The 19,902-nt window shown below is 69.5% G+C and carries 16 protein-coding genes; 5 read left to right on the top strand and 11 right to left on the bottom strand.

The genetic code is table 11. The annotated features are described in order from the left end of the window. The first annotated feature begins 182 nt into the window (after positions 1 to 182). The 3 genes from C8D81_RS06415 to C8D81_RS06405 all read left to right on the top strand — a co-directional run bounded on the left by C8D81_RS06415 (position 183) and on the right by C8D81_RS06405 (position 2,938). The gene (locus tag C8D81_RS06415; RefSeq protein ID WP_133625717.1) at positions 183 to 1,133 is read left to right on the top strand and encodes a hypothetical protein; all 951 of its coding nucleotides are present in this window, start codon (positions 183 to 185) and stop codon (positions 1,131 to 1,133) included. A 189-nt stretch (positions 1,134 to 1,322) separates the two neighbouring features. Next, complete coding sequence (locus C8D81_RS06410) at positions 1,323 to 2,651, top strand: hypothetical protein (RefSeq protein ID WP_133625716.1); 1,329 nt, start codon at positions 1,323 to 1,325, stop codon at positions 2,649 to 2,651. 74 nt (positions 2,652 to 2,725) lie between these two features. Further along, on the top strand, positions 2,726 to 2,938 hold the full coding sequence (locus tag C8D81_RS06405) for a hypothetical protein (RefSeq protein WP_133625715.1): 213 nt from the start codon (positions 2,726 to 2,728) through the stop codon (positions 2,936 to 2,938). 71 nt (positions 2,939 to 3,009) lie between these two features. Here C8D81_RS06405 and C8D81_RS06400 read toward each other — a convergent pair whose 3' ends face one another. Together C8D81_RS06400 and C8D81_RS06395 are read right to left on the bottom strand one after the other, a co-directional pair. Then, positions 3,010 to 4,704, bottom strand: coding sequence for an AMP-binding protein (locus C8D81_RS06400; RefSeq protein WP_133625714.1), 1,695 nt, complete (start codon positions 4,702 to 4,704; stop codon positions 3,010 to 3,012). Positions 4,705 to 4,737: 33 nt separating this feature from the next. Next, positions 4,738 to 6,135: a DEAD/DEAH box helicase gene (locus tag C8D81_RS06395; protein ID WP_094405477.1), complete on the bottom strand. Its 1,398-nt coding sequence runs from the start codon at positions 6,133 to 6,135 to the stop codon at positions 4,738 to 4,740. Positions 6,136 to 6,456: 321 nt separating this feature from the next. Here C8D81_RS06395 and C8D81_RS06390 point away from each other — a divergent pair, with 321 nt between their 5' ends. Together C8D81_RS06390 and C8D81_RS06385 are read left to right on the top strand one after the other, a co-directional pair. Continuing rightward, complete coding sequence (locus C8D81_RS06390) at positions 6,457 to 7,137, top strand: ferritin-like fold-containing protein (protein WP_094355475.1); 681 nt, start codon at positions 6,457 to 6,459, stop codon at positions 7,135 to 7,137. A gap of 305 nt (positions 7,138 to 7,442) precedes the next feature. Further along, positions 7,443 to 9,026, top strand: a complete 1,584-nt coding sequence (locus C8D81_RS06385; RefSeq protein ID WP_208109128.1) for a M1 family metallopeptidase — start codon at positions 7,443 to 7,445, stop codon at positions 9,024 to 9,026. An 18-nt stretch (positions 9,027 to 9,044) separates the two neighbouring features. Here the strand turns inward: C8D81_RS06385 and C8D81_RS06380 are convergent, their stop codons facing one another. From C8D81_RS06380 to C8D81_RS06340, 9 genes are all read right to left on the bottom strand, one after another. Further along, on the bottom strand, positions 9,045 to 9,785 hold the full coding sequence (locus C8D81_RS06380; protein ID WP_133625713.1) for a dienelactone hydrolase family protein: 741 nt from the start codon (positions 9,783 to 9,785) through the stop codon (positions 9,045 to 9,047). Then, positions 9,785 to 10,009 (bottom strand): DUF3107 domain-containing protein, encoded by a 225-nt coding sequence (locus C8D81_RS06375; protein WP_094355473.1) that lies wholly within the window; start codon positions 10,007 to 10,009, stop codon positions 9,785 to 9,787. Before C8D81_RS06375 ends, C8D81_RS06380 begins: the two co-directional genes overlap by 1 nt. A 96-nt stretch (positions 10,010 to 10,105) precedes the next feature. Then, the gene (locus C8D81_RS21515; protein WP_166646695.1) at positions 10,106 to 11,071 is read right to left on the bottom strand and encodes an FHA domain-containing protein; all 966 of its coding nucleotides are present in this window, start codon (positions 11,069 to 11,071) and stop codon (positions 10,106 to 10,108) included. A 4-nt stretch (positions 11,072 to 11,075) separates the two neighbouring features. Beyond that, positions 11,076 to 12,359, bottom strand: coding sequence for a vWA domain-containing protein (locus C8D81_RS06365; RefSeq protein ID WP_094355471.1), 1,284 nt, complete (start codon positions 12,357 to 12,359; stop codon positions 11,076 to 11,078). Between the two features lie 393 nt (positions 12,360 to 12,752). Beyond that, positions 12,753 to 16,220, bottom strand: coding sequence for an error-prone DNA polymerase (locus C8D81_RS06360; RefSeq protein WP_133625712.1), 3,468 nt, complete (start codon positions 16,218 to 16,220; stop codon positions 12,753 to 12,755). 46 nt (positions 16,221 to 16,266) lie between these two features. After that, positions 16,267 to 17,844 (bottom strand): DNA polymerase Y family protein, encoded by a 1,578-nt coding sequence (locus C8D81_RS06355; RefSeq protein WP_133625711.1) that lies wholly within the window; start codon positions 17,842 to 17,844, stop codon positions 16,267 to 16,269. Continuing rightward, positions 17,841 to 18,584, bottom strand: a complete 744-nt coding sequence (locus tag C8D81_RS06350; RefSeq protein WP_133625710.1) for a hypothetical protein — start codon at positions 18,582 to 18,584, stop codon at positions 17,841 to 17,843. The genes C8D81_RS06355 and C8D81_RS06350 overlap by 4 nt, the downstream gene beginning before the upstream one ends. Before the next feature lie 61 nt (positions 18,585 to 18,645). After that, positions 18,646 to 19,662 (bottom strand): molybdopterin dinucleotide binding domain-containing protein, encoded by a 1,017-nt coding sequence (locus tag C8D81_RS06345; RefSeq protein ID WP_166646694.1) that lies wholly within the window; start codon positions 19,660 to 19,662, stop codon positions 18,646 to 18,648. A gap of 8 nt (positions 19,663 to 19,670) precedes the next feature. Continuing rightward, the gene (locus C8D81_RS06340; RefSeq protein WP_133625708.1) at positions 19,671 to 19,871 is read right to left on the bottom strand and encodes a hypothetical protein; all 201 of its coding nucleotides are present in this window, start codon (positions 19,869 to 19,871) and stop codon (positions 19,671 to 19,673) included. Positions 19,872 to 19,902: the final 31 nt, after the last annotated feature.

Here is a 19,902-nt window from a genome sequence, read left to right as displayed (position 1 = left end):
GAGTAGCTCGCGCAGCGAGTCCTCCCACGTTCATCGAGCAGCTCGCGCAGCGAGTCCTCCCACGGTCATCGAGTAGCTCGCGCAGCGAGTCCTCCCACGTTCATCGACTAGCTCGCGCAGCGAGCGTGTCGAGATGAACCCAGCACCCACCGACTGTCAGTCCGTACTCCTAGGCTCCCGACATGGAGACGATGCGACGCGAGAATGTGCAACGAGCCCGGGACTACGTGAGCGACCACGGCCGGCCGTTGGAACAGGCCCGTTTGCGGGTCGTGCTGGACGGTGCCTCGCCGAGCGCGGTCACCGAGGCGCTGACGGCGTACTGGACCGATGCCGGGGGATTCGGGCGAGCGCTGGAGTCGGATTGCCGGGCTCCGGAGGCGAGCGCGTTGGCGACCCTCACCGGGTTGGACATCATGCGGGCGCACCGGGTGCCGGCCGACGACCCGTTGGTGGCAGCGGCCTGCCGCTGGCTGGTGGAGCAGGCCGAGACCGATGCGCGCGGGCGGATCGTCTGGTCGTTCCTGCCACCCAGTGCGCAGGCCAGTCCGCACGCTCCGTGGTGGGACCAGTCCGAACCCGGTCAGCTCGCGGAGACGTTCCGCGGGTTCGTCGCCAACCCCGGTGCCGCGATCCTGGCGCACCTGTGGCGGCACGATGCGGCAGCGCCCGGTGCGATCCCGACCGAGTTGCTGACCCGGGTGGGGGAGCAGGTACGCCAGGTGGTCGCGGCCGGGATCGGGCCGAATGAGGTGAATGCGCACGATGCGCTGGCGCACCTGGTCGGTGAGTCGGCCTCACCGGAACCGTTGCGCGCGGAGGTCGAGGACTGGCTCGTCGCCGTCGTGCCGGAGCGTGTGATGCGCACCGAGGCCGACTACGCCGACTACGGCATCCACCCGCTCTGGGTGGTACCAGCCCCGGACCATCCACTCGCCGAGCTGCTGGCCGATGAGGTGCAGACCGCACTGGACCGCACGATCGCCTCCCAACAACCAGACGGCTCCTGGAAACCCTTCTGGGACTGGGGATCTGCCCAGGCCGACGAGTGGGCCGCCGTCGAATCCGAATGGCGCGGCACCCTCGTCGTCCGCAACATCCTGGCGCTCAAGGACCACGGCCGCCTCCCCTGACCTGCAGCGACGAGCCGAAGCAAGCCCCCACGTTCATCGAGTAGGTCGCGCAGCCAGGTACACCCGTTCATCGAGTAGGTCGCGCAGCGACCGTGTCGAGATGAACCCAGAAACTTTCCTCAAATCTCTTGAGTTATTCGAACACTATGACTAATGTTGGACGTAGCAGTTGAGAGGAGGTGACCAAAGATGACCACCAACGAACGAGCCGAAGTCTTCGCAGCGATCCGCGCCGAAAGCGAGCAGATCGCCCAGGCCGAAGCCCGCCGGCTCGTTGCGATCGCCGCCGCCTGCGACACCTACTCCGGACTCAACACCCACACCGACGAGTTGACCGCCCGCGTCCTGCACGGGGAGCAGCTCGTGTTCCCCGGTGCCGACGGGACGCCCGGCATCACCGAGTTCTTCCACCTCGAACTCGCGATGTCACTGGGGTGTTCACCGGAGACCGCGCAGGTCTGGACCGCCGACGTATTGAACCTTCGGCATCGGCATCCGATCCTGTGGCAGGCCACCTTGGACTGCGACATTCCCGTCTGGGTCGCCCGGGACGTCTCCCGCGCCGCGTTGCAGCTGTCCTTCACCCAGGCCCGCGAGTTCGACTCCCTGTGGGCGTTGCGTCTGGTGCCCCTGACCCCGAAGCGCGCGGTCGCGACGACCGAGGCTCAGGTGGCGTTGATCCTCAACGATGACAAAGAGGCCGAACGCCAGGCCGCCAAGAAGCACCGCCGCGTCGAGTTCACCCCGAACAGGACCATCGCTGGCATCACCGACCTCTACGCCAACCTCGACGCCGGTGACGCCGCCCACCTGAACGGCACCCTGGATCGGCTCGCGGATGTCCTCAAGGCAGGCGGGTCCACCGCCAGTCGTGATGAGTTGCGGGCCGAAGCCCTCGGCCATCTGGCCCACCCGGACCGGGCGCGGCAACTGCTGCAACCGTCGCTGTTCGATGGGGCCAGCGTCACGCCTACCGGTGATGTGGTCAACAAACACGGGGAGATCGTCACACCCACCTCCGAGCGGTGCCGACACGGTGCCGAGTTGATCCTGCACGTCCACCAGAAGGACCTCGCCAACCGCCGCGGCGGTGAAGGCGAAGCACTCGGACCGGTGACCCTGCAGCATTTGAAGGAGCTGCTGGCACAGTGCGGTGGGACCGTGAAGGTGCGGCCGGTGATCGACCTGGCCGCGCCGGTGATGGTGAACACCTACCGACCCAGCGACGAACTCGCGCAGCGGGTGAAGCTGCGGGACCGGTATGTGATGTTCCCCCGGTCGAATCGCAGTGCGTTCGGCCGCGGGATCGACCTCGATCACACGATCCCCGCCCCGGAGGGGCCGACCAGTTCGGACAACCTGGGGCCGTTGAACCGGGCCTCGCATCGGGCACGAACCCACGCCGGATTCACCCTCGAGCAACCCTCACCCGGGGTGTTCCACTGGAAACACCGGCCGGGCAGGAGGCCTGGGTCACCAGTTACGGCACCTGGGACCATCCACCACCCGACCACCTGATCAACGATCCCTCGGCTTCGCTCTCCCGGACCGAACAACTCCTCCACGACACCCTGATCAACGGTCAGGCCCAGTTGGAGAAGGAACAGGCCGAAGCCGAACAAGCAGCCGATGAAGCCCGCGAACGCGAGCGACTCCGCCGCGCCCGCAAGAACCAGCGCCTTCGCGACCTACGCCAGGCTGCCCGCGACCAAGCCAACGCAGGCAAACAGAAGAGGGCGAAGCAGAAGGCGAAGCAACCGGTTCCACCGGAATTCCAGCCTGCCCTGATTCCCAACCAGGGCTAGGTTTCCGCTCGCTGCGCGAGCTACTCGAGGAACGTGAGGGACACGGTCACTGCGCGAGTTGCGGAGGTGCGTCACAGCTCCAACAGCTTCGTGGCCGTATCGCGCATCTCGACCTTGCGTACCTTGCCGGTCACCGTCATCGGGAAGTCCTCGACGACCAGCACGTACCGCGGGATCTTGTGCCGGGCGAGCTTGCCGGTGGCGAAGTCGCGGACATCGTCGGCAGAGAGCTCCTTGCCGTCGCGGGTCTTGACGAAGGCGCACAGCTCCTCGCCGTACTTCTCATCGGGCACCCCGACGACCTGCACATCGGTGATGTCGGGATGGGTGTAGAGGAACTCCTCGATCTCCCGTGGGTACAGGTTCTCACCACCGCGGATCACCATGTCCTTGATCCGCCCCACGATGTTCAGATACCCGTCCGGGTTCATCACCGCCAGGTCACCGGTGTGCATCCATCCATCGTCGTCGATCGCCTCGGCGGTCTTCTCCGGCTGATTCCAATAGCCGAGCATCACCGAGTAACCGCGGGTGCAGAACTCACCGGTTTCCCCACGGGGCATGGTTTTCCCGTCGACAGGATCGACCACCTTCACGTCGACGTGCGGGTGCACCACGCCGACGGTCGCGGTGCGATGTTCGACATCGTCATCGGGCAGTGTCTGCGTGGACACCGGTGACGTCTCGGTCATCCCGTAGCAGATGCTCACCTCGGCCATGTGCATCTGGGTCATGCACTTCTTCATCACCTCGACCGGGCACGGCGAACCCGCCATGATCCCCGAACGCAGCGTGGACAGATCAAAGGAATCGAAGTCGGGCAGGTTCTGCTCGGCGATGAACATCGTCGGGACACCGTGCAGGATCGTCGCTCGCTCCACCTGCACCGCTCGCAGACAACTCTCCGGATCGAAGGAGGGCGCCGGTTGGATCTGGGCGGCCCCATGGGTCACACAGGCGAGCGAGGACATCACCATCCCGAAGCAGTGATACAGCGGCACGGGGTAGACCAGGCGGTCCTCCGGGGTCATCGAAATCCCTTCCCCCACAAGGAATCCGTTGTTCAGGATGTTGCGGTGGGAGAGGGTCGCACCCTTCGGGAAACCGGTGGTGCCCGAGGTGTACTGGATGTTGATCGGGTCATCGGCGGACAACGTGCGCTCCACCTCTGCGACGGCGGTCGGGTCACCGGAGTCACCGGCGGTGAGCAGCTCGGCCCAGCTGAGCGCCTGCATGCCCTCTGGGGCGTACCCGTCGGGCAGCGGCGCGTCCGGCTGACCCGGCTCGCCGAACAGCACCACCTGCTTGAGGAACGGCAGGTTGGCCGACACCTCGGCGATCATCTGCGCATAGTGCGAGGTCTTGTACGTCCCGGCCGAGACCAGCATCGTGCATTCGGACTGGTTCAGCGCGTACGCCAACTCGTGCGTCCGGTAGGCGGGGTTGATGTTGACCAGCACCACGCCGATCCGCGCGGTGGCGTACTGCAACAGGATCCACTCGGCACAGTTCGGCGACCAGATCCCGACCCGGTCGCCCTTGCTCAACCCGAGCGCCAGCAGACCGCGGGCGACCCGCTCCGCATCGTCGGCGAGCTCGCGGTAGGTCCAGCGACGCCCGGTCCAGAACTCGACCAGCGCATCCCGATCGGGATGGCGGGCCACCGTGGCAGCCAGGTTCTCACCGATCGTCTGGTCCAACAGTGCGGTTTCGGTCGGGCCCGCCGCGTACGACGCATCGTCCGCGTACAACTCTGTCGCGTTCATGGGCCCTACCGTAGCCGGTAGGGCCCATCCGGTTCAGTCCTCGCTGGCGGGCGATTCGGCGGGGGACTCGGCCGTCGCCTGACCGCCGCCCTCGCCGCGGCCGCGACCCCGGCTGCGACGCCGACGCCGACGCGGCTTCTGCTCACCGTCGCCCTGCGCCTCGCTCTTGGACTCGCCCGCGGGCTCGGCGGCCTTCGCCTGCTGCTCGCCCTCGGCGAGCACCTCGCCATTGCGGGTACGTCGACGGTTCCGGTTGCGCTTCGGGCGCTGCTCGCGGGGCCGCTCGGTGCCCTCCTCGCGGCTGCGTTCCTTGCGGGGCGCCGGCTCGGCGTCCTTGATCCGGCCCCGGGTGCCCTCCGCGATGCCCAGATCGGTGTAGAGATGCGCGGAGGTGGAGTAGGTCTCGACCGGCTCATCGAAATCCAGTCCGAGGGTCTTGTTGATGACCTTCCAGCGGGTCAGGTCCGCCCAGTCGACCAGGGTGATCGCGACGCCGGTGGCGCCGGCGCGGCCGGTCCGGCCGATCCGGTGCACGTAGGTCTTGTCGTCATCGGGGGACTCGTGGTTGATCACGTGGCTGACCCCGGAGACGTCGATGCCGCGGGCGGCGACATCGGTGGCGACCAGCACGCGTACCTTGCCCTCCCGGAACTTCTTCAGCGCCTTCTCCCGCGCCTCCTGGCGCAGATCACCGTGGATCGGGGCGGCGTTGAAGCCGCGGTCCACCAGATCGTCGGCGATCCGCTGCGCGGCGCGCTTGGTGCGGCAGAAGACGATCACCTTCTCCACCTCGTCGGCCTGCAGCACCCGGCCGATGATCTCCGGCTTGTCGAGATCGTGGGCCTGGTAGACGAACTGGGTGGTCAGCGGAACGGTCTGCGACTCGTCGTGGTGCTCGGCGCGGATGTTCACCGGTTGGGTGAGATGGGTCCGTGCGAGCGAGGCGATCGCCGACGGCATGGTCGCGGAGAACAGCAGCGTCTGCCGGGAATCCGGGGTGTGGCTGAGGATCCGCTCCACATCGGGCAGGAAGCCCAGGTCGAGCATCTCGTCGGCCTCGTCGAGGACCAGCACCTTGATGTGACGCAGGTCGAGGGCACGGCGGTTCACCAGGTCGAGCAGTCGGCCGGGCGTACCGACGACCACGTCGACCCCGGCGGCCAGGGCGTCCAGCTGCGGCTCGTAACCGACGCCGCCGTAGACGGTGAGCACCCGGGCTCGACGGATCTTCGAGGCGACCTCGAGGTCCTTGGAGACCTGCAGGGCGAGCTCACGGGTGGGGGCGACGACCAGCGCCTGCGGGGCGACGCCGGACTCGTTGTCGACGGTGATCCGCTGCAGCAGCGAGACCCCGAAGGCCAGCGTCTTGCCGGTACCGGTACGGGCCTGGCCGATCATGTCGGTGCCGGCCAGCGCGATCGGGATCGACATCGTCTGGATCGGGAACGGATGGGTGATGCCGACGGCATCGAGCGCCTGGGTGATCTCGGGGAGCACGCCCAGGTCGGCGAAAGTGGTCTGCGGATCGGCGACCCGCTCGTCATCGGTGATCAGATCGGCGGCCACGACGTCTTCGAGTGCGGCTTCGGTCTGGAGATTGTCGGTGGACAGAGTGATTCCTCTTCTCGGTCCCGGACCCGTCAGGACCCGGAGGTGTTCGGCGCCCGGCACCTGCGCGCGATCTTCGGCGCGGGCCTGGGGCAGCGCACGCGGGAGCGCGTACGACGGCCCCAGTCTAGCTAGGCTGCGTCCATGAGCGAAACGAGCACCCCGCCCGGCGAGCCCACCCCCGGGGTGGTGGATCTGCTCGGGATCATCGCCTACGGCGAGCTGACCGGCTTCCAGCGACTGGCCGAGGACGCGGCGCACGCCCCGACGCTGGCCGACAAGGTGATGATGGCCTCGATGGCCGCGGTGCAGTTCAACCACTTCGACCGGGTCCGGCAGTACCTGCTGGAGCAGGACGTCGACGTGATGGCCGCGATGGAGCCGTTCCACAAGCCGTGGGACGCCTACCACGAGTTCACCAGGCCGCGGTCCTGGCTGGAGGGGCTGGTGAAGACCTATGTCGGTGACGGGTTCGCCGCCGACTTCTACCGCGAGGTGGCCGCCAACGTCGACCCACAGACCCGCGATCTGGTCTACGAGGTGCTGGCCGACGACCGCGAGGGCGACTACATCGTGGGCCGGGTGCGCCAGGCGACCGCCGAGGACCCGAAGGTGGCCGGCAAACTCGCGCTCTGGGGCCGGCGCCTGGTGGGGGAGGCGCTCACCCAGGCGCAGCGGGTGGCCGCCGACCGGGATTCGCTGACCGGGTTGCTCACCGGCACGGTGGATCGTCCCGGGATGGACCTGGCCGCCATCGGGCGGATGTTCTCCCGGCTCACCGAGAACCACGCGCTGCGGATGGATCGGCTGGGGTTGGCGAGCTGAGGCGTACGCCCGGCGCGCAGCGGCCGACGCTGGGACATGCAGTGGTCGGTGAGTTCCATGATCAAACCCAGTCCGACTGGGTTTGCAATCGCGACAATTCGCACTAGTGCATGTCCGTGCGCGCGGCATTCGGTTCAGCTCAGCACCCCAGGGGTCGAGGCGCGGCGGTGGCGAATTGGACCAAAGTACCGGTCGGCAGCGGGATGCTTGTCGGCCTCTGGTGTCCACGATAGGAAGAGGGGCACGACACCCCTCGTACGTCGACGCAACCGGACGGCGTACGGAATCGAAGGAGATTCCCAACAATGGCAGGTAACCCCTCGACCACCAGGCCCTTCGCACGCCGGATGCTGCCCCGACTGGCGACGCTCGCCGTCGCGGGCGCGATGCTGGCCGCTGCCCCGATCACCGCCCACGCCGGACCGCCCACCGCCGGCGGCTCGGGACTCGGCGATGACTACTTCCCGAACTACGGCAACTCCGGTTACGACGTGGACCGGTACAACATCAACGTCGACTACCAGCCGCAGGGCGATCTGCTGAACGGCACCACCACCATCACCGCGAAGGCCACCCAGGACCTGCGCCGGTTCAACCTCGACTTCGCGCTCCGGGTCCGCTCGGTGACCGTCAACGACAAACCCGCCACCTTCAACCAGAACGACCCGCACGAACTGGTCGTCACGCCGAAGAAGCCGCTGCGCAACGGCGAGCAGATGACGGTCAAGGTCGAATACTTCGGCGTCCCGTCCGCGGTCAAGGTCGACGGCATCACCCCGTGGATCAAGACCGCGGACGGTGCGATCGCGCTCGGTCAGCCCGAGATCGCCGCCTGGTGGTTCCCGTCCAACGATCACCCGCAGGACAAGGCGAAGTTCGACATCACCATGAAGGTGCCGAGCGGGGTCGAGGCGATCAGCGGCGGCAAGCTGGTCTCCAAGACGCTCACCCCGAACGGCGACACCTGGCGCTGGCGCGAGGACAAGCCGATGGCCACCTACCTCGCCTTCATGGCGATCGGCCAGTACGAGGTCTCCGAATCCACATCCAGCAAGGGATTGCCGATCATCAACGCGGTCGCCGTCAGCGACGATGTCCGGATCCAGCGGGCCAAGGCCGACTTCGCCCGCACCGAGGAGGTCGTCGACTTCCTGGCCCGGCAGTACGGTCCCTACCCCTTCGATGCGCTCGGCAATGTCGCGCCGAACGCCGACTTCGGGTACGCCCTGGAGACCCAGACACGTCCGGTCTACACCCGTGGCTTCTGGCGCAGCGGCTCGAACATGGGCGTGGTCGCGCACGAGTTCGCACACCAGTGGTGGGGTGACTCGGTCTCGCTCACGCAGTGGAACGACATCTACGTCAACGAGGCCTTCGCCAGCCACGCCGAATGGCTGTGGAGCGAGAACCAGGGCCAGGGCACCGCACAGCAGCTGATGCGCCAGACCTACGACTCCTACCCCGAGGGTGACAGCTTCTGGCAGGTCTCGATCGGCGACCCGGGCCGGGACAACGTCTTCGACGGCGCCGTCTACGACCGCGGTGCGATGAGTCTGCAGGCGCTGCGCAACCGGATCGGTTCGCCGGCGTTCTGGCAGGTGCTGCGTACCTGGCAGGCCGAGCGCACCTACAAGAACGGCTCCACCGAGGAGTTCCAGGCACTCGCCGAACGGCTCAGCGGCGAGGACCTGGACGGGTTCTTCAAGGCCTGGCTCTATGACCAGCGCAAGCCGGCCGCGACCGCCGAGAACGGGCTCGACTTCGGCACCGAGAACGCCCTGCGGCAGACCGACGCCGAGGGCAAGGTGGCTCAGCAGGCCGCCCCGGAGCAGGTCACCGCGACCCGCGCCGAGCTGGCCAAGACCCGCCAGCAGCTGCACGGTAGGTGAGCCTGACCGGGGGAATCGTCAGATTCCGTTGCGCTGCAGGAGATCCTCGAGTTCGGTGTAGTGCTGCTCGGCGGATTCCTGGTGGTACGCCCAGGTGTCGGCCATCGTGTAACCGTGCGGGGCGCCGGGATAGGTCTGCTGGTCGAAACGCACCCCGGCGGTGGTCAACGCCGCACCGAGCTGTTCCTGCTGGGCCGGGGTCATGTTCGGATCGTCGTCGGCATGCCGGAACAGCAGCTCACCGCGTACCGTGCCCACCCCGAGATGCGGGGAGTCGGCGGCATCGGTGACGACCTTGCCGGCATGGAAGACCCCGGCGGCGGCGATACGGTCGGGGTGGCCGGCGGCGATCGCCAGGGCGAGCACACCACCGCGGCAGTAGCCGGTCACCGCGAGCCGCTTCGCACCGGTGTCGGCGAGCACCTCGAGCCAGGTGCCCGCGTCGGCGACGGTCTCGCTCAGCGGGGTGGCGTTGGCCAGCGGCATCACGTTCTGGAACGCCTTGCCGCGGCCCTCCTCGGTGGTCAGATCGAGCCTCTCGATCAGCGGCGACCCGCGGCGGCGCCAGAACGGGTTGACCGCGAGCACCGCCCGGCTGGGGTTGCTGAGCCGTTCGGCCATCGCGGCGATCTGCGGCCGCAGGCCGAAGATGTCGGGGATCAGCAGCAGCCCGCTGGCCGGCCGCTCGGGGCCGGCCAGCAGGGCATCGCAGACGCCCCCATCGGGCATGGCGATCTGCAACTGCTGAGCGGTGGGCATCAGACCGAGCCGAAGCCCACCTTGCGGGCCTGCTCCTGACCCAGATCCAGATAGGCGATGCTGCTGGCGCGCAGCAGGGTGCGGCCGCCCTTGGTGTCGCTCAGCACCAGGGTGTCGTTGCCGTCCAGCGCGTCCAGATAGGCCTGCTGGACCTTCTCGGCGGTCTCGTCGGTGTCGACGGTGATTTCGCGGGCGATGTGCTGGATCCCGACCTTGACTTCCACTTCTGCCTCCTGTTTGGGTAACGCCTCCAAGTTGCCACATCGGCGAAGCCGTACCCGGCGGTGTTCGCCCACGGCGCAGCGGTATCGCGGCAGGTCTCAGCCCTCGGCGTAGAGCTGCTGCTCCTCCGGGGTCGCCGGCCGCAGCACCAACCGGGTCCAGGCGCCCAGATAGATCCGGTCGTCGGCGTGCAGCTCCTTGCGCCGGTTGCCCGGAATCGGCTGGGTCGGCAGCGGATCAGCGGCCTGGGCCACATAGGTGCCGTTGGCCGAGTCCAGGTCCTCCAGGAACCAGCGGCTGCCGTCGGTGGACAGCTGCGCATGCCGACGGCTGATCCCGCTGTCCGGCTCGCAGTCGATGTCCGGTGCGATCCCGCGACTGCGGGAGGGCCGGCCGATCAGCACCGACCGCTTGCGCAGCGGCTGCACGTGCGGCAACCCCGGCGAGGGCATCGGATCGGGGCTCTGCTGCAGCGCATACCACTCCGGGTCGATCCACACCTCCAGCACCCAATCGGTCGGCCCCGCAGCGGCCGCCGCCGGTACGGCCGCCGGCGTGGCCTCATCCCGGGGCTGGCGCGGCGGTGTGGCCTGACTCTCCGGTCCCGCGTCCTGCTCCGCGGCCGGGGCGACGGGCTGGGCCGGGACGGGGGGAACGGGGCGGGCCGGGGCCGGGGTCGACTTCGGCTCGACCAGCACCGCGCGCGGCTCCTCCTGCTGGACGGGGATCTCCTGCTCAGCCGGGGGTTCCGGCTCCGCGGCCGGCGGGGTCGGGGCGTCCAGATCGAGCGGATTGGGCCGCGGCCGGGGCATCGTACCGGTGGTGTAGTCGTAGCCGCAGGCCTCGCAGAACAGCGCCCCCGGCGCGTTCAGCACACCGCAGTTCGGGCACTCCACCCCCGCTGGCGCGGCCGGCTCGTCCGCCTCGGCCGCCTGCTGGGGCGTACCCGAACGGGGCGTGCCCGAGGGGGCGGGGGCACCCATCGGCACCCCGCAGACATCGCAGTAGTCACTGGACTCGCTGGGGTGTCCGGCGGGGCAGCGCGACCGCTGAGCTGGGGTCATCTGGTCAGCCTCGAATCCTGGTGGTCTTGGTGGACGCGGTGTCGAGGGCCATCTCGTCGGCCTTGTCGACGGACCGCTTCAGCCTGACGGTACCGGTTGCGTCGTTGTCGATGTCGACGACCTTCCGCAGCTTGGCGGTGGCTTCGTCGTTGCCGGTCTCACGAGCCAGCTGCACCGCCCGGCCCAACCGGGTCGTCGCGGTCGCATCGTCACCGGCCGCCTTGGCCGCCAACCCCTGTTGGATCGCATCGGCCAGCTCGGTCTGCCCGGTGTAGTGGGCGACCGCCGGGTTGATCCGGGTGGTCAGCGTGTCATCGGTGGACCAGGTCGCCTTGACCAGCGCCTGGGTGACCACCTGATCGTTGACGGCCAGCTGCACCCGGGCGGCGAGCTGCTCCTGGCCGACCGCGCGGGCCGCCAACCGGACCGCGACGTGGTAGTCGCGGGACTCATCGCCCCAGGCTCCGGTCGGGTACGCGGTGGTGAGCGGGTTGACCTGCCGGGAACGCGAGGTCAGGTCCTCGACGGTGGGGGAGACCTGGCGGACGAACAGCACCTGGGCACCCTGCGGCGCCCAGACCCGCAGCTCGGCCTCGGCGACGCCGCGGCCCATCGACTTCTGCATCAACTCGGAGAAGACCGCGCTCATCTCCTGCGGGCTCGGGATCAGATCGACGGTGCCGAGCAGCGCCTGGGAGATCCGCCGGATCTCACCGACCTGCCAGTCCACGCCGATCCCGCGGCAGTCCACCTGGAACTGCCCGATCGAGGCCTGGATCGCCGCATCGAGCTGCTGCGGTGTCTCGTTGTGGTTCTCCCCGTCGGTGAGCAGGATCGCGTGCCGCTGGCGCACCCCGGGTACCGAGTTGAACAGCGCCCGGGTCAGGTTCAGCCAGGACCCCATCGCGGTGCCGCCGTCGGAGTGGAAGTAGCGGATGGCCTGCGCGGCCTGGTAGCGGGTGGAGGCGTCCATCCGGACCATGCCCTGGCCGCCGCGGGTCACCGGATAGGCGAGGTAGGCCTGGTGGTTGCCGGCGACCACCGCGAACCAGGTGCCGTCGACGATGTGGTCCAGGGCGGCGATCGCGGCGTTCTTGGCGGCCTCCATGTTCGTGTCGCCCATGGACCCCGAGGTGTCGACGATGATGATCTCACCGGCGTCGCCACCGCCGGAGCTCTGGCCGGCGGTGCCGGCACCCGAGCAGGTCATCGTGACGATCGCGTTGACGTCGGTGCCGCCGTCGGGGAGGAACTCGTTCTGGTAGACCTGCGAGGTGAAATCGGCCATCGGTGCTCTCCCCAATGTTCAGTGATCGGCGCGTCGGGGCCAGTATGCCAACTGAGAGGCTCCGCCCCACGCCCCTACGCCCAATCGAGTGACCGGGACGCCGATCCGCGCGTTGAAGTCAGGTTTGATGGCCGAACCTGCACCCGTTCGGTTCAATGTGCACCCACTTCTTGCGCATGGCATGGGTGCAAGGTCGACCGAACGGGTGCAGGATGACCGCGGTTCGGTGCGGGGAGCGTCGGTGGGCGTGATCCTCTCGACACGCAACTCCGGCTCCGCTTCGCTGCGCCGGAGTTGCTACTCGAGGATCGTGAGCGGGCCACCCACTCCGGCTCCGCTTCGCTGCGCCGGAGTTGCTACTCGAGGATCGTGAGCGGGCCACGCGGGTGCTCCTCAGCGGAAATCGCGGGAGCGGTGGGTGGCCGGCAGCAGTTCCCGGGCCTCGGGCAGCACCGCGACCAGGGGTTCGATCCGGTCGGCGACCAGGTTGGTCACCCCCTCGGCGTGTTCGACGATGCCGCGGACGATCAGCACATTGGCGCGCCGGGCCGCCTTCCGGTACCGCGCCCACACCCCGACACTGCACACCACGTTGAGCATCCCGGTCTCGTCCTCCAGGTTGAGGAAGGTGACCCCGCCCGCGGTGCCGGGATGCTGGCGGTGGGTGACCAACCCGGCGACCCGGATCCGGCGACCGGCCTGGTCCGGTCCGAGCCGGTCGACCGGCAGCAACCCGTGGGCGGCGAGCAGCGGCCGCAGATGATCGACCGGATGATCGTCGGGGCTGATCGAGGTCGACCACAGGTCGGCCTGGGTGAGCTCCAGCGGCAGCATCTCGGCGAACTCCGGCGGTGCCGCATCGATCGCGGCACCGGGCAGCATCGTCTCGTTGTCGGTGTAGCCGGCCGACCACAGCGCCTGCCGCCGGGACCGGCCGAAGGCATCGAAGGCACCGGCGACCGCGAGCGCCTCGGCCTGGGCGGCGGTGAGCCCGACCCGGCGCAGCACATCGGCCTGGTCACGGAACGGCCCGCGTTCGCGCTCGGCGACGATCCGCTCCGCCAACTGGGTGCCGATCCCGCGGACCGCGGTCAGCCCGAGCCGAACCGCCCAGTTCCCGTCGCGGCGGTGCCGGGCCAGCATCGCCTGATGCTCCCGGCGCGCCCGGTCCCGGTCGAACTCGGGCGCCGGGCCGGCCGGTGGCTGCTCGGTCGCCAGACAGTCCGGCGATCCGGTGACCGGTGGCTGCCCCGGGTCGATCCGTTCCAGTTCGGCGTGCACCTGGGAGCAGGTGACATCCGGCCGGCGCACCTCGACCCCGCGGCGCCGCGCATCGGCGGTCAGCGACTGAGGTGAATAGAAACCCATCGGCTGGGCCCGCAACATCCCGGCGAGGAAGGCGCCCGGATAGTGCAGCTTCAGCCAGCTGGAGGCGTACACCAGCAGGGCGAAACTGATCGCATGGCTCTCGGCGAAACCGAAGTTCGCGAACGCCTCGATCCGGGCATAGATCGACTCGGCCAGCTCCCCGGTGATCCCCTTGGCGGCCATCCCGGCGAACAGCTGCTCGCGGATCCGTTCGATCTTCTCCACCCCGCGCGCCGAACCCATCGCCCGGCGCAGCAGATCGGCCTGGTCACCGGTGCAGTCGCCGAGCACCATCGCCATCTGCATCAACTGCTCCTGGAACAGCGGTACGCCCAGGGTGCGCTCCAGGATCGGTTCCAGCAGCGGGTGCGGATAGCTGACCGGCTCCTTGCCGGTGGCCCGGCGCACATAGGGATGCACGGCGCCGCCCTGGATCGGGCCGGGCCGGATCAGGGCGATCTCGACGACCAGGTCATAGAACCGGCGCGGCAGCAACCGGGGCAGGGTGCCGATCTGGGCCCGGCTCTCCACCTGGAACACCCCGATCGAATCGGCCACGCAGAGCATGTCGTAGACCCCGGCCTCCTCCTTGGGGATCCCGGCCAGGGTCCACCGTTCGCCGAGCCGGTCGGCGACCAGATCGAAGGAGTACTGGATCGCGGCCAGGATGCCCAGGCCGAGGAAGTCGAACTTCACCAACCCCATCCAGGCGCAGGAATCCTTGTCCCACTGCAGCACGGTGCGGTTCTCCATCCGGCCGCGTTCGATCGGGCAGATCTCACCCACCGGGCGTTCGGTGAGCACCATGCCTCCGGAGTGGATGCCGAGATGGCGCGGGGCGCCGAGCAGCTCCTCTGCCAGCTCGAGCACCGGGGCGGGGATCTCGTGGCTGCCCGGCGCGGGGGTGCCGTCGGGTGCGGTGAGGTCACCATAGGAGTCGATCTGGGTGGACCAGGCGTCCTGCTGACCGGGTGAATGGCCGAGCGCCTTGGCCATGTCACGGACCGCCGACCGTGGCCGATAGCTGATCACATTCGCCACCTGCGCGGCATTGTGGCGGCCGAAGCGGCGGTAGACCTCCTGGATCACCTCCTCGCGGCGATCGGAGTCGAAATCCACGTCGATGTCCGGTTCGTCGTCGCGGGTCTCGGACATGAACCGTTCGAACGGCAACCCGAACTTGACCGGGTCCACCGCGGTGATGCCGAGGGTGTAGCAGATCACCGAGTTGGCCGCGGATCCTCTGCCCTGGCAGAGAATTCCGCGTCCCTTGGCGAAGGCGACCATGTCGTGGACGATGATGAAGTAGCCGGCGAAGCCCTTGCGTTCGATCACCGCCAACTCGCGATCCAACCGTGCCTGCGCCTCGGCGTACCGCGCACCCGGATAGCGCTCGGCCAGACCGCGCCGGCACAGCTCCCGCAACCAGCCGGCCAGGCTGTACCCGTCCGGGACGTCGAGGCGCGGCAGCCGCGGCCGGGCCGCCTGCAGCGGAAACGCGCACTCGGCGGCCAACCGCAGCGTGGTCGTGATCGCATCCGGGTACGCCGCGAACGCGGCCTGCTGTTCGGCGCCGGAGCGCAGGTGCGCACCCGGGGGTGCCAGCCAACCATCCAGCTCGGCCAGCGAACGGCCGGCGCGCACCGCCGCCATCGCGGTCGCCAATCGGTACCGCTCGGGGGTCGCGTGGTGCACGTTGTTGGTGGCGACCACCGGCAGGCCGCACTCGGTGGCCAACTCGGCCAGGGCGGCATTGATCCCGCTGTCCCGCGGATCGCCGTGACCGGTCAGCTCGACCGCGACCTGATCGCGGCCGAAGAGTGCGACGAGTCGGTCCAGGGCGTTGCGCGCGGCGGCGGGGCCACCGGTGCGCAGCGCGGATCGGACGATGCCCTTGCGGCAGCCGGTGAGCAGTTGCCAGTGCCCCTCGGCGGTGGCCGCGAGTTCCTCCAGCGAATAGAGCGGGCGACCCTTCTCATCCCCGATCAGCTGGCCCCGGGTGATCGCCGCCGACAAGCGGTGATAACCCTCGGCGCCGCGCGCCAGCACCAGCAGGTGGGCACCCTCGGGGTCGGCGATCCCGTTCTGCGGGGTGGTCAGGCCCAGCGACAGCTCGGCCCCGAAGACGGTGTCCAACCGGTGCCCGAGCGCGGTGTAACCGGCGGCCGCCTCGGCGAACCGGGAGGCGGCGTACAACCCGTCGTGGTCGGTGATCGCCAACCCGCTCAACCCGAGCCGGACCGCCTCGGTGATCAGCTCCTCCGGGGAACTCGCGCCGTCGAGGAAACTGAACGAGGAGTGGCAGTGCAGCTCGGCATAGGGGGTGTGCGGGCCGTCGCTGACCACCAGGTCCTGGGGCAGCGGGGGTTGCCTGCGGCGGCGCGGGGCAGGGGTCGTCCCGGGCCCCGGGGCATCGTGCGGATCGAAGCGGGGCCGCCCGGAGAGCCGGCGTTCCAGCTCACCCCAGGAGATCGGCGGGTTCTGCCAGCCCATGATCGGCCTCCCGAATTCTCAATCAGGACAGGGTTTCTCACTGCACTCACTCGTACTGGGCCTCGAGGCGCCACTGTTCGGCATCCCCGCTGGCCAACCAGGCCCGCCCGTCCGCGGCGACGAACTGACAGCGGATCAGCTGCCGGGCGGAGCCCGGATCCCACCAGGACTCATCGACCGGCCAGGGACCCGCCCAGTCGTCGATCGCATCCCGCCGCCCGTCCAGCAGCAGCCAGCGGGGATCACCGGACAGGCCGCCGCGCTCGGTCATCCGGATGCTCCGCCCGGCCTCGTCGCAGACCCGGACCGGGATCGGCGGATCCAGGATGCGCGCGGGGGCGGGCGGCGGGATCGACCCCGGCCACGGCAGCTGCACCGATCCGGGTGGGGGTTCGGCGCGGGCGCGGGCGGGGCGCCGCGCGGCCGGTGCGTCGGCGAAACCCCACGGGGTGAGCCGTTGCCGGCGGCCCGGGTCGCGGCCACCGATCACCGAGGGGCGCAGCACGCCCTCGGGACCGAGCATTCCCTGCAACCGGCCCACCCCCAGCTCCACCCGCTCGTCGGTGCCGGCGCCGAACACGGTGTCGGCGTGGGTGCCGACGGCCTCCACCTGTTCGGGGACGAAGCGGACCTCCGCCAGCGGTGCCCGGGGGCCGCGTCGCGCCACCCGTGGATTGTCACGACGCAACTGCCAGTGCAACCGGTCGACGACCTCGCGCGAGGTGAACCAGCGCGGGTGCGCCCACCGCCGATCGGTGCTCCGGCCCTCGTCGTCGATGCACTCGATGCGCAGCACCGCGCACACCAGGCCGCGCCGATCCAGATTCGCGATCAGCGCCTCGGCGGTGGTGCGGCTGCTGAAGGTGATCACCTCGGCGTTGTCGACCGGTGGCTCGAAGCGCACGATCTCGTCGAACTCGGTCGGTGGGGTGCGCGGGGCGACCGACCGCGGATCGCCACCGCGGGCCAACCGGTGCAACCGGGCACCGGCCTCACCGAATCGGGTCGCGACATCGGCACGGGACAGCGCCGCGAACTCACCGACTCGCCGGATTCCCAATCTGCGCAGGAGTTTCGCCAACTCCGGGTCGTCGAGGACCTCCACCGGTAGGGGAGCCAGATGCTCTGCCGAGCGGCCGGTCGCGACGATCGTGCAGCTCTGGATCTCCGCCTGGCGGGCGGCCTGCTCGGCGGTGAAGAGATCGTCGGCGACACCGATCCGGCAGTCCCAGACCCCGGTGGAGACCAGCCGCTCGGCGAGCACCGCGGCCTGACGTTCCTCGTTGCCGTGGAACCGGGGCGAGGTGGTGGTGGCACACAACCCGGGCCGGATCGGTACCACGGTGGCGCAGGTGTCCTCGACCACCGCCAGCACGTCGTCGAAGACCGCCAGCTCGGACTCGGGCCGATGCGTCACCTCGACGACCTCCGGGCAGGCCGCCTGCGCGTCGCGGCGCCGCATGCCCCGGCGTACCCCGAACTCCCGCGCGGCCGCCGAGCAGGCATGCACCCGGCCGCGGTCCAGCACCACGATCGGGGCATCGGTGGCGAGCTGGTCGGTGGCGATCGCCGCGATCACCGGCCAGTCCGGGCACCAGACCACCATCGCTCGCGGCGTGCTCATCCCGCCTCCCGCAGCGGGTGCACGGTCGCCTCGGTGGGCTGCTCGGGCCGCAGCTCACCGGCCGGGGTGATGCTGAGATCGGCACCGGGCAGCCAGACCGGACAGTGGTATGCCGGGCGGCCCGGTCGACGCACCTCGATCTCGGCCCGGCGGGCCGTCAGGTGCCCGGCGCCATGGCCGAGGCCGACCCACCGCGAGGAGCGCAGCGAATAGTTCGCCTCGCTGCGCGGCCAGCCGCCGCAACTCAGCAGCGCACTGCCGCGGCGCCGCAGCCGGGCCCGGAACCGCTCGGCCTGGGACTGGTTCAGTCGACCCGCGGGGCGGGTGAGCACCAGGCCGGTCAGGTCGGTCAGCTCGGCCAGCACCGAGAGCCAGTCCGTGCCCGGGTCGGGGATCACGATCGTCCGGTCCAGCCGCAGACCCGCCTCCTCGGCGGCGAGATAGCCCAGCTCGGGCAGCCCGACCACCGCGACCCAGTCGCCGGCGCGGGCCGGCCCGGCCAGCAGCGCCAAGGCCAGCGCCAGGTTGTCGACCTGGTGCACCGCGCCCGCGCGCAGCGCCGGCAACTCGGCGAGCCCCGGCAGCAAGGGCAACTCCTTCGCCGCCGCGTCCTCGGTGCCCAGAGCGGCGCTGGCGGCGCGGGCGGGGGAGACGTCGTCGCGGCGGGCGAGCAGCTTGCCCATCCGGTTGCGCAGCTCAGCGATCCGTTCGCTCTGCGTCTGGGAACCGAGGGCCGTCATTCCCCCGAGATTAGTACGCGAGTACGAAAGCGGCAACCCCGCTGTCGGTCGCCCGGACGCCCTAACCGGTGGGCGTGCGCTGCACCACCGCCGGCGGGAGATAGGCCCTGCTGGCGGGCGGGTCCTCGACGACCTCGGCGCGCACCAGGCAGGTCTGCGCCGTCGGCCCCTGGGCGAGCTGTGAGGTCGGGCGGTCCGAGGTGAGCACGTTCGGATTTCCCTGCAGGCAGGTCGCGTCCGGCTCACCCGGTTGCTGCGGGTCGTACCAGCCCCCGGTGGCCATCAGCAGCACCCCCGCGGTGACACCGCTGGAGATCTTCGCCGCCGCCAGGCAGGAACCCCGGTCGTTGACGAGGCGGACGACATCCCCGTCGCCCACCCCCAGCCGCGCGGCGTCGGCCGGGTTCAGCTGGACGGCCTCGCGGCCGCCGATCTTGGTGCTCTGGCTGGAGGCGCCGAAGTCGAGCTGACTGTGCAACCGCCCCCTGGGTTGGTGCGACAGCAGATGGAAGTGCTCCCCACCCTCGGCCAGGGAACTGCCCAGCCATTCCTCGGGCTCCCGCCAGACGGCATGTCCGGGCAGCCCCTCGAGGTCGAAGCCGGCGATGGTCGAGGAGAAGATCTCGATCCGGCCCGACGGGGTGGTGAGCGGGAACCGCTGCGGGTCGGCTCTGAGGTCACCGAAGACGTCCCGCTGCGCGGGCAGCGGAACCTCGACACCCTCGGATCGCATGAACTCATCGAAGTCCGGGATGGACACCCCGCGGCGGGCCAGTCGGTCGACGGTCTCGGCGTAGAGCCGCCGCACCCAGGCCTCGGTGTCCAGACCCTCGGTGAACTCCTCGGCGCGACCCCGCCGCTTCGCGATCTCCCGGAACGCCTCGAAGTCGGTGGGGACGCCCGCCGGCGGATCCTGGATCCGGTGCATCGGCAGCAGATGGTTGTCGTGGGCGCCGGCGGCGATGTCGTCCCGCTCCAGGCTGGAGGCCACCGGAATGACGATGTCGGCGAACCGGGTCACCGGGGTCCACCAGGAGTCGTGGACGACGACCGTCTCGGGGACATTCCAGGCCCGCACGAGCTTGTTCAGATCCTGATGGTGGTGGAAGGATTCCCACCCGCCCAATAGATCATCCGGATATCGGGGTAGGTGAGGGTGCGGCCGTCATAGGCCAGTTCCGCTCCCGGGTTGAGCAGCATGTCGGAGATGCGGGCGACCGGGATGAACGTCTCGACCGGATTCGTAGCCTGCGGAAAGCTGGCGACACCGATGGAACTGCGGTGCATCCCGACACCACCCTCGCCACAGAAAACATCG

It is taken from the genome of Enemella evansiae, from assembly GCF_004362375.1.
GTDB classification, from domain to species: domain Bacteria; phylum Actinomycetota; class Actinomycetes; order Propionibacteriales; family Propionibacteriaceae; genus Enemella; species Enemella evansiae.
This window is presented reverse-complemented; position numbering and strand designations above follow the sequence as displayed.

Excerpts from the sequence above, each read along its gene's own strand:
- C8D81_RS06415 (WP_133625717.1), top strand. The coding sequence starts at position 183 with ATGGAGACGATGCGACGCGAGAATGTGCAACGAGCCCGGGACTACGTG.
- C8D81_RS06410 (WP_133625716.1), top strand. The coding sequence starts at position 1,323 with ATGACCACCAACGAACGAGCCGAAGTCTTCGCAGCGATCCGCGCCGAA.
- C8D81_RS06400 (WP_133625714.1), bottom strand. The coding sequence starts at position 4,704 with ATGAACGCGACAGAGTTGTACGCGGACGATGCGTCGTACGCGGCGGGC.
- C8D81_RS06395 (WP_094405477.1), bottom strand. The coding sequence starts at position 6,135 with ATGTCGATCCCGATCGCGCTGGCCGGCACCGACATGATCGGCCAGGCC.
- C8D81_RS06390 (WP_094355475.1), top strand. The coding sequence starts at position 6,457 with ATGAGCGAAACGAGCACCCCGCCCGGCGAGCCCACCCCCGGGGTGGTG.
- C8D81_RS06385 (WP_208109128.1), top strand. The coding sequence starts at position 7,443 with ATGGCAGGTAACCCCTCGACCACCAGGCCCTTCGCACGCCGGATGCTG.
- C8D81_RS06380 (WP_133625713.1), bottom strand. The coding sequence starts at position 9,785 with ATGCCCACCGCTCAGCAGTTGCAGATCGCCATGCCCGATGGGGGCGTC.
- C8D81_RS21515 (WP_166646695.1), bottom strand. The coding sequence starts at position 11,071 with ATGACCCCAGCTCAGCGGTCGCGCTGCCCCGCCGGACACCCCAGCGAG.
- C8D81_RS06365 (WP_094355471.1), bottom strand. The coding sequence starts at position 12,359 with ATGGCCGATTTCACCTCGCAGGTCTACCAGAACGAGTTCCTCCCCGAC.
- C8D81_RS06360 (WP_133625712.1), bottom strand. The coding sequence starts at position 16,220 with ATGGGCTGGCAGAACCCGCCGATCTCCTGGGGTGAGCTGGAACGCCGG.
- C8D81_RS06355 (WP_133625711.1), bottom strand. The coding sequence starts at position 17,844 with ATGAGCACGCCGCGAGCGATGGTGGTCTGGTGCCCGGACTGGCCGGTG.
- C8D81_RS06350 (WP_133625710.1), bottom strand. The coding sequence starts at position 18,584 with ATGACGGCCCTCGGTTCCCAGACGCAGAGCGAACGGATCGCTGAGCTG.
- C8D81_RS06340 (WP_133625708.1), bottom strand. The coding sequence starts at position 19,871 with ATGCACCGCAGTTCCATCGGTGTCGCCAGCTTTCCGCAGGCTACGAAT.